The sequence below is a fragment of the Patulibacter sp. genome, assembly GCF_030655195.1.
In the GTDB taxonomy this organism is placed as follows: Bacteria; Actinomycetota; Thermoleophilia; order Solirubrobacterales; family Solirubrobacteraceae; genus Patulibacter.
Window position 1 is genome coordinate 1 of sequence record NZ_JAURWA010000138.1, and the last position, 11,465, is coordinate 11,465.

Sequence of the window (11,465 nt, forward strand, 5' to 3'; positions counted from 1 at the left end):
GCGGCGTCGGGCCGCCCTGCCGACCGGCGGGGCGCGGCGGGCGGGGGACGCGTTCGGGTCCGGCGCTCACGGGCCCGGAGCGCGAGGGAGGTCGTCGAGGACGCCCCGGAGCCGCTCCTCGAGCTGCTCGACGGTGCCGTCGTTGACGATCGCGTAGGTCGCCCGGGACGCCTTCTCGTCCTGGGTCAGCTGCCGGGCGTTGCGCTCGTCGATGCCGTGGTGGCCCCGCTCGCCGGCCCGCTCGGTCCGGAGGGCGTCGGGCGCGACGATCGCGATCGTCGCGTCGTACCCGGCCTCCATGCCGGCCTCGAACAGGAGCGGCGTCTCGACGACGGCCGCGGGCGGCGCAGGGTCGGCCGCGTCGGCCTCCTGGCGGAACGCGATCACCGCGGCACCGACGCGCGGCCACAGCTCGGACTCCAGCCACCGACGCTCGTCGGGATCGCCGAAGGCGTGCTTGGCGACCTCGCCGCGGTCGACGACGCCGTCCGGCGCGACCTCGGCGCCCCAGCGGGCGACGACGAGGTCGCGGACCTCGGCGCCCTCGTAGAGCCCGTGCACGACGGCGTCCGTCGAGAGGGTGTGGGCGCCGAGCCGCGCGAGCGCGGCGAGCGCGGTGGACTTGCCGGAGGCCATGCCGCCGGTCAGTCCTACGAAGGGGACCGCCATCGCCCCCAACCGTACCGCGCGATGCAGCGGCGCCGCCCCGTCGCGCGCGGGAGCGACCGGGAGCCGCCGACGGCACGACCGGGTCCGCCCCGGCGCCGACGGTCGGCGGGTGGCCGCTCGTCGGTCCCCGCGGGCCCTCCCGCCCTCGGCGGACCGTGCTGCGCGGAACCGTCCTGGGCCCGGCCCGCCGGACGTGCGGCCCGTTCCGACCCCGGGAACGACTGCGGCCCGCCGATGGCGGGCCGCAGGGCACAGCTGGTCGGCGCGCCGGAGCGCGCCGGGAGCGGGCTAGGCCTGCTCCTCCTCGGCGGCCGGGGCCGCGTCCTCGGACTCGGCGGCGGGCGCCTCCTCGGAGGCGGCCTCCTCGACCGGGGCGGCGACGTCGGCCGGGTCCGCGGTCTCCTCGACCGTGGCGTCGGCGACGGGCGCGTCGGCGTCGGCGGCCGGTGCGTCGGCATCGGCCTCGGCGGCCGGAGCCTCGTCCTCGTCCTCGAGCGGGGCCGGGGGCTGGCTGAAGCCCTCGTCGCTGGAGGTGTAGGCCGTCTCGTCGCCACCGGAGGTGTGCGCGAGCTCGTCACCGGAGTCCGCCGACGCCTCGCGACGCGGCAGGACCTGACCCTCGACCCGCTTGACCGAGAGCGACAGCCGGCGGCGGTCGTCGTCGATCTCGAGGATCTTCACCTTGACGTCGTCACCGGGGTGCACGACCTCACGGGGCGACTCGACGTGGTGCGAGGCGAGCTCCGAGATGTGCACGAGGCCCTCGACGCCCTCCATGATCTCCACGAACGCACCGAAGGTGACGACCTTCGTGACCGTGCCCTCGAGCTCGTCGCCCACGTTGTACGTGTCGACGACCCGCTGCCACGGATCCTCCTGGGTCTGCTTGAGACCCAGCGAGATGCGCTGGCGGTCGCGGTCGATGTCGAGCACCTTGACCTGGACGACGTCCCCGATGGAGACGACCTCGGTCGGGTGGTTGACGTGCGTCCACGACAGCTCGCTGATGTGGATGAGGCCGTCGATGCCGTTGAGGTCGACGAACGCGCCGAAGTCGACGATGTTCGAGATCTGACCCTCGACGACGACGCCGGGCTGCAGGACGTCCAGGATGGCCTGGCGCTGCTCCTTGCGCTCCTCTTCCAGCACGGCGCGGCGCGAGAGCACCACGTTGTTGCGCTGGCGGTTGAGCTCGATGACCTTGCACTCGATGATCGTGTGCAGGTACTCGTCGAGGTTCGGCACGCGACGGATGTCGACGAGCGACGCCGGCAGGAAGCCGCGGACGCCCAGGTCGATGATCAGGCCGCCCTTGACGACCTCGATGACCGTGCCCTCGACGGGCTCGCCCGTCTCCTGCGCCGCCTCGATGCGCTTCCACGCGCGCTCGTAGCGGGCCTGCTTGCGGCTGACCTTGAGGCGACCTTCGTCGTCCTCCTTGATCATGACGAGGACTTCGACCTCCTCGCCCAGCTCGACCTCGTCGTACGGGTCGGCGTTCCTGCGGATCGACAGCTCCTGCTGCGGGATCACGCCTTCGGACTTGTAGCCCACGTCGACCCAGACCTCGTCTGGATCGATGCGGACGACACGTCCGGTGATCACGTCACCTTCGGCAAAGCCGGGGAAGGTGGCGTCGTAGTTGGGGACAATGTTCCCGTCGACTTCGAGGAGGAGGCCGTCAGAGCCTTCAACCACGGTCGCCGCGGGGATCTCGGTGGTGGACATGAACCGTGCATCCTAGCGCGGGGAGGGCGCGTCCGGCGTGCGGGGTCGGGGGGCGCCGGGGCCTGCGGGGTCGCGGGGGGCGCCAGGGCCTACGGGGTCGCGGGTCGGGGGACGCGCGGTCCTACACGCGCAGTCCCGGGGGTCTGCGAGGTCGGAGGCCTGCGCTGCCGAATCGTCGCGGGTCGCCGAGGCCGACGGGCACCGGCCGGGTCCGAGGCCGGCGCGGTGTGCGGGCAGGTGCGGTGGCCGGGGCGGCGCGACCGCGATCCGGGTCTCGAGCAGCCTCCCTGTCGATACCGCGATCCGTGTCTTTCGGCGACACCGATCCAGGTCTCGCGCTGCCCTCCCCGCCGAGACCTCGATCCGGGTCCTCGGTCTACCCCGATCCGCGTCTCGCGCAGCCCTCCCCGCCGAGACCCCGATCCGCGCCTCCGGCCGACACCGATCCAGGTCTCGCAGCCCTCCCCGCCGAGACCCCGATCCGCGCTTCCGGCCGACACCGATCCAGGTCTCGCGCAGCCCTCCCCGCCGAGACCCCGATCGGTGTCCCCGGCCGACCCCGATCCAGGTCTCGCGTCAGCCGGGTGCGTGAGACCTGGATCGGGACACCTGTCAGTCGGCCATGGCGCCCCGGCGGCGACGGTCCGAGATGGAGCCGTCGGCCGGACGATGCGGGCCCGGGTCGGAGCCCACCGTCACGATCGCTCCGCCTCCGCGAGGGCGAGGATGGCCGCCGCCCTCGCCACGACCTCGTACGGCCGGTGGCAGAGCATCGTCCACGTGACCCGGAACGTCCTCCAACCCCGGGCGAGGAGCTCACCGTCCCGGTCGCGATCCCGCTCCCACTGGGCGGGCGTGAGGTGGAACCGACGACCGTCGAACTCGACGACCGTGCGGGCCTGGCACCAGGCCAGGTCGCGCTCACGGCCGGCGATCGTGCCGTTCCGGACGGGGACGGGCAGGCCGGCCTCCGTCATCAGACGTCGCAGCCGGCGCTCCGCGCGCGACCGCGAGTACCCGCCGTCCCGTTCGTTGGCCAGGAGGTTCGCGAGCGGACGGACACCGCGCCGCGTCCCCGCCCACGCGAGGACGCGCTCGAGCTCGGCGTCCGTGACGACCCGGGCGATCCGCGCCCGGTCCAGGCACCGTTCGACGTCACCGACGGGCGCGACGGCGGACAGGTCGAGGAACGTCCGGGCCGGCGTCGTGACCCAGACACCACGCCGCCGGACGACCTGCCATCCCGGCAGCTCTGCGACGACGGAGGCACGGATCCCGTCGGCGGCCGGGGCGGTGCCGCCGACCTGGAGCAGATGGACGGCGGGCCGCTGATCTCCGAAGCCGTGGATCGCCGCGGCCGACCAACGACCGAGGGCGGAGGACCGACCGCGACAGAGCAAAAGGGCTGCCGTCTCGAGGGCGAGCTCGGGGGCGACGGGGTGCCCCGCGAGGTACACGCCCGCCCATCCGGGGCGCACCGGGTGGAGCCGCGCGCCTCGCCGCCGGCGGACGATCTCGCCCGCGCTGAGACCGCGCTCGAGCAGCTGCCACCGGGCCACCACGCCGTGCTGTGCCGCCGCGAGCTCGGCAATGACCTCGTCGGCCGTCCGGCGACGGAGCACCGGTCCTCCCGGCGTCGAGCCGACGGAGCCGTGAGGAGCACCTCCGCCGCTGTCGGGTGCCGCGAAGGCCGTACGACCCCTCTCCCGGTCCGGTCTCCCATCGCCCATCACGGGCACCGATCCGGATCTCGGCGAGGAGGCCTGCTCGAGACCTGGATCGCGGTCACCGACCGACCACGATCCCGGTCTCGCCCCAGGGGTCGAACCGAGACCTGGATCGGGTGCGACCGGCATCGATCCGGGTCTCGACGAGGAGGCCCGACCGAAACCGGGATCGGGGTTCCCGACCGACGACGATCCCGGTCTCGATCCGCAGGCCGGCTCGAGACCTGGATCCGTGTGCTCAGCCGGGTGTGCAGGACGACCATCCGCCACAGCGTCGTCGCCGCATCACCGCGATGGCGGATGCCGGTGGATCGCCACGGCACCGACACCCCTCCTCCGCCCGTCGTTGCGCTTCCGCGACCCGTCCCCCCGCACGCATCCGCTGCTCGCACCCCGAGACCACCCGCCCGCGGCCCGCACCAACCGCTCGCACCCGGAGACCACCCGCGCCCCTCACCCGCCCGCCGCCGCCCACACCGCCGCCCCGCCCCACGACACCGCCCCCCGCCCCCGCTCGTCCGCGACGAACGCCGCCGCGCCTCACGTGGGCACCGCCGCCACCCGTCCGCGACGAGCGCCCCCGCGCCTCCCGGGGACCCCGCCCCCGCCCGCCGCTACAGTCCGCGACCGATGCCGACCCGAGCGACCAAGCGCGGCGACGACCGGACGCCGCTCGACCTCGACTGCGACGTGCTGATCTGCGGGGCCAGCTTCGCCGGGCTCACCGTCGCGCGGGAGCTCGCCGCCTCGCCCGCCCGCCCGCGGGTCGTGGTCGTCGACCGGTACGAGATCGGCGAGCGCCAGACGTCCGCCTGCGCCGTCCCGCGGCCGTGGCTCGAGCTGCTCGGCCTGACCGACGCGATCCTGCAGGAGTTCGGGGAGATCACGGCGCACACGGCGAAGGACGCGTTCACCTGGGCCCTGCCGGAGCCGTTCGCGACCTTCGACTACGGGCTGCTGTGCCGGTTGCTCGCCGCGCAGGGCGACTTCACGTTCGAGACCGCGAAGGTCGAGGGGCGCGGTCCCGTCGCTTCGTCGCCGGGAGCGGGCCGTCCTGGATCCGCCGACCCCGCACTCGGCACCCCGCTGACCGTCCTGACCGACCGGGGTCCCGTCCGCGCGCCGCTCGTCGTGGACGCCCTGGGCTGGCGCCGCGTCCTCGCCCCCGCCTCCGAGGACGCGATCCAGCCGCCCGAGGCGTACCTGTCGCGCGGGCTCGAGGTCCATCCCGAGGGCACCTCCGACGAGCTCGCCCTGTACCTGAACCCCCGCTACGTGCCCGACGGGTACTCCTGGTCGTTCCCGGCGGGCGACGAGGTGCGCGTCGGCGTCGGCTCGTTCGACCCCCACCACCACGTGAAGGACCCGACGCTGCGCCTCGTCGAGGACCTGGAGCGCGAGCCGCACGGGTTCCAGGGCAACTGGATCCCCCACCGGCTGCGGCCGGCCACCGGGGGCGACGTCTTCTTCGTCGGGGACAGTGCGGGCCACTGCCTGCCGCTGACCGCCGAGGGCATCCGGCCGGCGTTCCACTTCGGCATCGCCCTGGGCCGCGAGCTGCGCCACGTCGTCGAAGGACGGCAGACGCGCGAGCAGGCCCTGCGCCGCTACGCCTCGACGTCCGCGCAGAAGGACCCGGCGTACCGGTGGCTGCTGCGCCTGCAGCGCCTCGTCGGCGGGATCGTCCCGCACCGCCGGACGCTCACCGCGGCCCTGCGGGCGACGACGCCGGCGCCGGTCGCTCGACGCGCGTGGGACGCCTACCTCGGGGCGCTGTCGGCGTCGCGCTGGGCGGGCGGCCCGTCGACACCGAGTCCTTCCCCGGGCGCCCACACGGAGCCGTCGTCGGCCGGGGCGACCGTCGAGGTCGCGCACGCCTCGCGACCGGTCGGCGTCCCGGGCGACTGAGCGGGACGACGGGCGCACGCTCGCGGCCCGTCGGCGTCCCGGGCGACCCGGCCCCAGGCGACCCGGGCACGCCGAGCGACCGAGCGTCTCCGGCGACCCACCCCGAGCGACCGAGCCGGCCGGCCACCCAGCCCTCCGTCAGCCGACGACCCCGACCGCGCCCGCCGCCTCGCGGGCGAGTGCCCGGGCCGCGTCGACGTCCCCGCCGCGCGCGAGGGCCACGCCGAGACGGCGGCCGGGGCGGGCGTCGGGCTTGCCGAACAGCCGCACGTCGACCGAGGGGTCGACCGCCAGGGCCTCCGCCAGTCCGGTGTACGAGGGCGCGTCGAGGTCGCAGTCCCCGAGGATCACCGCGCTGGCGGCCGGTGCGAGCAGCGGCACGCGACCGGCGGCGTCGGTCGGCACGGGCAGGCCGAGGATCGCCCGGACGTGGAGGGCGAACTCCGACGACGCCTGGCTGGCCATCGTCACCATGCCGGTGTCGTGCGGTCGGGGCGAGACCTCCGAGAAGAGGACCTCGTCGCCGCGGACGAAGAGCTCGACCCCGAACAGGCCGTGGCCGCCCAGGCCGTCGGTGACCCGGCGGGCGATCTCCTCGGCCCGCGCGGCGGCCGCGTCGGTCATCGGCTGCGGCTGCCAGGACTCGCGGTAGTCGCCGTCCTCCTGGGTGTGGCCGATCGGGGCGCAGAAGGCGGTGCCGCCCGCGTGCCTGACGGTGAGCAGCGTGATCTCGTAGTCGAAGGCCACGAAGCCCTCGCAGATCACCGCGGACGGCCCGGTGCGGCCGGACTCCTGGGCGTAGGCCCAGGACGCGTCGGCGTCCTCGGGCGCGCGGACGACGGACTGCCCCTTGCCGCTCGACGACATCACGGGCTTGACGACGCACGGCACGAACGGCCCGCTCCCGTCGCCCGTCCCGAGCGCGGCGACCGCGTCGCGCAGCTCCTCCGCGGTCGTGCAGAAGCGGTACGGCGAGGTCGGCAGGCCGAGCTCCTCGGCGGCCAGGCGCCGGATGCCCTCGCGGTCCATGGTCAGCCGCGCCGCGCGGGCGGTCGGGACGACGTGGAGACCCTCGGCCTCGAGCTCCTCGAGGACCGGCGTGGCGATGGCCTCGATCTCCGGGACCACCAGCAGCCGGGCGCAGGGCCGCGCGCGCTCGGCGCGCAGGAGCTCGCGCAGCGCGTCGGGATCGGTCATCGCGATCGTGTGCGAGCGGTGCGCCACCTGCATCGCCGGCGCGCCGTCGTAGCGATCGACGGCCACGACCTCGCAGCCCAGGCGCATGGCCTCGATGGCGACCTCGCGGCCCAGCTCGCCGCTGCCCAGCAGGACGAGGCGGACGGCCCCGGCGGTGCCGGGGGTCCCGTGGACGGGCTTGAGGGTCTCGGACGCGCTCACGGGGCGGATGATGCCAGCGGGCCGCGCGCCCCGCCCGCCGCGACCGGCCGCCCCGGCGGCCCGGCACGGCCGCGGATCCCGGCCGACCACCACCCCGTTCTGCAAGACCTCTTGCAACGGGGGTCCGCCGCTTGGTCCCCGGGCCACCCCGCTCTAGCGTCGATCCCTGCTCGGCCTCCGCCGGGCGACCACGCTCGCCGCCGCATGCCGCCCGGCGCGAGCGAACGCGCGCCCCCGCGCACGACATCCACGAGGTTCCATGCCGCCGACCCCACGACGCCGATCCACGCTGCGCGCCTTCGCGCTGACCGCCACCGGTGCCGCCGCGATCGCGGTGGGCGCAGGCGTTCCGTCCTCCGGCCAGGCGGACGTCGCGGCCGAGCGGGCCGCGGCCCAGAGCCTGCGTCAGAAGGTCGCGGCCGCCTCCGAGCGGATCTCGCAGACCGAGGCGGGTCTGCAGGCGGCCCAGAGCCGCCTGGCGACGCTGGACCAGCGCGTCGCGCGCCGCCAGTCGCAGGTCCAGGAGACGCAGGACGACCTCGTCCGCGCCCGGGTCCGCATGGCACGCCTGGAGCGCAAGGCCGAGCAGGCCACGGACGTGCTCTCGTCCAACCTGGCCAACGCGTACGAGTCGGGCCGCCCCGACATCGTCTCCGTCGTCCTGACCTCCCGCGGCTTCAACGACCTGCTCGAGCGGGTCGACTTCCTCAAGCGCGTCTCCGCGCACAACGGCCGCATCCTCGACGAGACCCGCGACGCGAGGACCGCCGTCACGAAGCAGGCCGGGCGCCTGAAGGACGCCCGTGAGCGGTTCAGCGCCCTGGCGAAGGAGGCCGTCGAGGACCGCGACGAGGCCGACGTCGTCCGCAACGCCATCCTCCGCCGCAAGCAGCAGCAGCTCGCCGCGCGTGCCGGCACCACCCGCGAGCTCGCCCGGGTCCGCGGCCGCATCTCGCGCCTGGAGCGCGCCCAGGCCGCGGCGGCCCGCGCCGCCCGGGAGCAGGCCAGCGCCACCGCCGCCGCCCCGCGGACCGTCCAGGCGTCCGCCTCGACGTCCTCGGGCGGCGGCGGTGGCGGCGGCACGTCCGAGGCCCCGGCCAGCTCCGACGGCTCGGTCGTCTCGCGCGTCGTCTCGGCCGCGAACGAGATCGCGACCACCCCGTACGTCTGGGGCGGCGGCCACGGCGGGGCCAGCGGCGGCTACGACTGCTCCGGCTCGGTCAGCTACGCGCTGGCCGCCGGCGGCCTGATCGACGCCCCGATGGCGTCGGGCGGCTTCATGTCCTACGGCGAGCCCGGCCCCGGCAAGCGGATCACGATCTACGCGAACGCCGGCCACATGTACATGGTGGTCGACGGCCGGCGCTACGACACCTCCGCGCTCAGCGGCGGCGGCACCCGCTGGACGAGCGAGATGCGCTCCTCCGCCGGCTTCGTCGCGCGGCACCCCCCGGGCTACTAGCCCCGACCGTCCGCGGCGCCGGGGACGCCGCGGACCCCGGATGGACGGGAGGACGACGCGCCGCCCGGTGCCGGGAGCGGGCATCGACGTACGGCCGGGTTCCCAATCCGGGCGGGAGCCGGGATACTGGCCCACCCGCCCCAGGTCCCCCGATCGGCGCCCGCCCGGGCTCCGATCGGTGGATCCCCCCCAAGGATCGGCTCCCAGATGCGCACCCGCCCACGCGGACCCCTCGTCCGACTCGTCCTCGCAGCCCTGGCCGCGATCGCCGCCACGCTGGCCGTCGCGGCCCCGGCGTCAGCCGCCGCACCCGAGACCGGCTGGACCTGCAGGGCCCAGTCCCTCACCCTCACCGCCGGGGGCCAGACGCCGCTCCAGGAGCTCACGAACATCCTCGCCTCGGGCGGGGACTTCCAGCCGTGCGCGCCGACCGGCAACTCGCCCGTCGCGTCGGCGCTGAAGCCCCTGACCGACGCGCTCGCCGTGCTCGGCGTCGGCGTCAGCGCGGTCGAGACCGGCACGACGTCCGAGGTCTCCAAGCCGACCCGCGACCAGGTGCCGACCGCTCGCGCGAAGGTCGCCACCCTGAACGTCGCGCTGGCCGGGACGCAGCTCGTCCACGCCGACGCCGTCGAGTCCACGACCACCGGGCGGTGCGTGAACGGCAAGGCCACGCTCGCCTCGACCTTCGACGTCGGGAACCTGACGGTCTTCGGCCAGGCCGTCGACCTCGACCAGCCCGTCACGCAGATCTCGCGCGGGATCCTCGGCCTGCAGGTGCTCGTCCGCGTCACGCCCGGTGCCGTCACCGAGTCCGCCGCCTTCGGGCACACCCGTCGCGCGCTGCGCGTCGAGGTGCTCACCGGCATCGGCCCGCTCCAGGTCTCCGTCCTGGACCTCGGGGTCGGCGTCTCGAACGTCAGCGTGAAGGGCGACCCCTGCGCCGCGGCGGCCGCACCGACGGTCGGCGTCCCGACCGCCGACGGCCGCACGCTGACGGCGACGGTCGCGCCGCCCGCCGGCGGCACCCTCTCGGGCTGCTCGTTCACGGTCACCCCGGCGACCGGGCCGGCCACCACGATCCCCGGCGTGATCGCCGGCGGGACGTGCACCGCGGTCCTGCCGCCCAGCGCCTACCCGGCGGGCGTCTACACCGCCACCGCGACGGCCACGACCGCCGCGGGCGGTGCCGCCACCAGCACGCCGTCGGCCCCGTTCACGCTGACCGCCCCGACCGCCGCGGCCCCGACGGTGCTCGCCCCGAGCATCGAGGGCCGCACCGTCGCCGCGAGCGCCACCCCGGCGACCGGCACGACGATCGCGTCCTGCCGCTTCCTGCTCACCCCCGCCGGCGGCTCCACCGTCGCGGTGGCCGGGACGTTCGCCGACGGCCGGTGCTCCGCGACCCTCCCCCGCGCCTCGTTCCCGCCGGGCGGCTACACCGTCGTCGTCACGGCGACGGCGTCCAACGCCCAGGTCGGCGAGGCGACCGGGCCCGCGACGATCGCCGGCCCGACGGTCGGGACGCCGATCGCCGTCGGCCCGCTGGTCGGCGCCCCCGTCACCCCGGGTGCCGGGGCGACCATCGCCTCCTGCAGCCTGGCCGTGACGCCCGCCGGCGGCGGCCCGACCCAGACCGTCGCGGGCACCTACGACGCGCCCACCGGCGGCTGCGCGGCGATCCTGCCGGCCGCCACGTTCCCCGCCGGCGACTACGACGTGACCGTGACGGCCACCGACTCCAACGGGGACGCGGCCGTGGCCGGGGCGCGCGTCACGGTCGGCCAGTTCGCGTTCGGGACGACGCCGTCGGCCACCCCGAAGGCCCCCTCGACCTCCGACGTCGCGCAGGCGCTCCTCGTCTGCGAGGGCGGCAAGGTCACGCTGACCGACGTCTCCCGCTCGGGCTCCCGGGTCCGCGTCACGGGCGTCGCCCAGGCGGGGCTGAAGGGACAGACCGCCGCGATCCGGTTCGTCGCGAAGGGCCGGTCCGCCACGACCGTCGCCCGGGTGAAGGTCGGGGCGGACGGGACGTTCTCGGTGGCGGTGAAGGCCCCCGCCGCGCGCTACCGCACCTCGAAGGCGAACGGCCGCTACTCCGCGTCGATCGCCGGCTCGACGAGCCGGGCGTTCAAGCTCGTCCGCCGGACCGTGTTCACCCGGACGACCGTCGGGCGCGGGACGATCCGGGTCTCCGGCAGGGTCGCCGCCCCGCTGCCCAGGAAGGGGACCGCCGTCAAGGTCACCCGACGGCTGACGTGCTCCCGCTACACCACGGTCGTCACGGCGCGGACCGACGCGAAGGGGCGGTTCTCCGCGAGCTTCAAGGCCCCCGCCGACGGTGCCGCCGGCGTCTACCGCGCGGGCACCAAGGTCCCGTCGCGCAAGGGCGGGCCCGCCCGCAGCAGCTCCTTCACGCTGTTCCGGATCGTCGCCGGGAAGTAGCCGGGCCGGGCGCCGTCCGTCCATCTCGGGGCGGCACCCGGCCGTCACGGGGGGCGCGGGCCCGCCCGGGGCGGCGGCGCCCGCCCGTCACGGGGGACGGTCCCGCCGGGGGCAGGCTCACCCCGGCC

Annotated in this window: 7 protein-coding genes; 3 read left to right on the plus strand and 4 right to left on the minus strand. The window is 75.8% G+C overall.

Features of this window, described 5'->3' with window-relative positions:
* Window positions 1–66 precede the first annotated feature (66 nt).
* The 3 genes from coaE to Q7T67_RS15930 all read right to left on the minus strand — a co-directional run bounded on the left by coaE (window position 67) and on the right by Q7T67_RS15930 (window position 4,019).
* Window positions 67–669 (minus strand): dephospho-CoA kinase, encoded by a 603-nt coding sequence (coaE, locus tag Q7T67_RS15920; RefSeq protein WP_304791785.1) that lies wholly within the window; start codon window positions 667–669, stop codon window positions 67–69.
* Between the two features lie 288 nt (window positions 670–957).
* The gene (rpsA, locus tag Q7T67_RS15925; protein ID WP_304791788.1) at window positions 958–2,397 is read right to left on the minus strand and encodes a 30S ribosomal protein S1; all 1,440 of its coding nucleotides are present in this window, start codon (window positions 2,395–2,397) and stop codon (window positions 958–960) included.
* Between the two features lie 695 nt (window positions 2,398–3,092).
* Window positions 3,093–4,019 (minus strand): hypothetical protein, encoded by a 927-nt coding sequence (locus Q7T67_RS15930; protein ID WP_304791791.1) that lies wholly within the window; start codon window positions 4,017–4,019, stop codon window positions 3,093–3,095.
* 735 nt (window positions 4,020–4,754) lie between these two features.
* Between Q7T67_RS15930 and Q7T67_RS15935 the strand changes: the two genes are divergently transcribed.
* A complete protein-coding gene (locus tag Q7T67_RS15935; protein WP_304791794.1) occupies window positions 4,755–6,032 on the plus strand; it encodes an NAD(P)/FAD-dependent oxidoreductase in 1,278 nt (425 codons plus the stop codon).
* Between the two features lie 138 nt (window positions 6,033–6,170).
* Here the strand turns inward: Q7T67_RS15935 and purT are convergent, their stop codons facing one another.
* Entirely contained in the window at window positions 6,171–7,430 is a 1,260-nt protein-coding gene (gene purT, locus Q7T67_RS15940; RefSeq protein ID WP_304791796.1) for a formate-dependent phosphoribosylglycinamide formyltransferase, read from the minus strand.
* A 259-nt stretch (window positions 7,431–7,689) separates the two neighbouring features.
* Here purT and Q7T67_RS15945 point away from each other — a divergent pair, with 259 nt between their 5' ends.
* Both Q7T67_RS15945 and Q7T67_RS15950 read left to right on the plus strand, forming a co-directional pair.
* The gene (locus Q7T67_RS15945; protein WP_304791799.1) at window positions 7,690–8,892 is read left to right on the plus strand and encodes a hypothetical protein; all 1,203 of its coding nucleotides are present in this window, start codon (window positions 7,690–7,692) and stop codon (window positions 8,890–8,892) included.
* A gap of 207 nt (window positions 8,893–9,099) precedes the next feature.
* The gene (locus tag Q7T67_RS15950) at window positions 9,100–11,337 is read left to right on the plus strand and encodes a hypothetical protein (protein WP_304791802.1); all 2,238 of its coding nucleotides are present in this window, start codon (window positions 9,100–9,102) and stop codon (window positions 11,335–11,337) included.
* The last annotated feature ends 128 nt before the right edge of the window (window positions 11,338–11,465 follow it).

Excerpts from the sequence above, each read along its gene's own strand:
- coaE (WP_304791785.1), bottom strand. The coding sequence starts at position 669 with ATGGCGGTCCCCTTCGTAGGACTGACCGGCGGCATGGCCTCCGGCAAG.
- rpsA (WP_304791788.1), bottom strand. The coding sequence starts at position 2,397 with ATGTCCACCACCGAGATCCCCGCGGCGACCGTGGTTGAAGGCTCTGAC.
- Q7T67_RS15935 (WP_304791794.1), top strand. The coding sequence starts at position 4,755 with ATGCCGACCCGAGCGACCAAGCGCGGCGACGACCGGACGCCGCTCGAC.
- Q7T67_RS15945 (WP_304791799.1), top strand. The coding sequence starts at position 7,690 with ATGCCGCCGACCCCACGACGCCGATCCACGCTGCGCGCCTTCGCGCTG.
- Q7T67_RS15950 (WP_304791802.1), top strand. The coding sequence starts at position 9,100 with ATGCGCACCCGCCCACGCGGACCCCTCGTCCGACTCGTCCTCGCAGCC.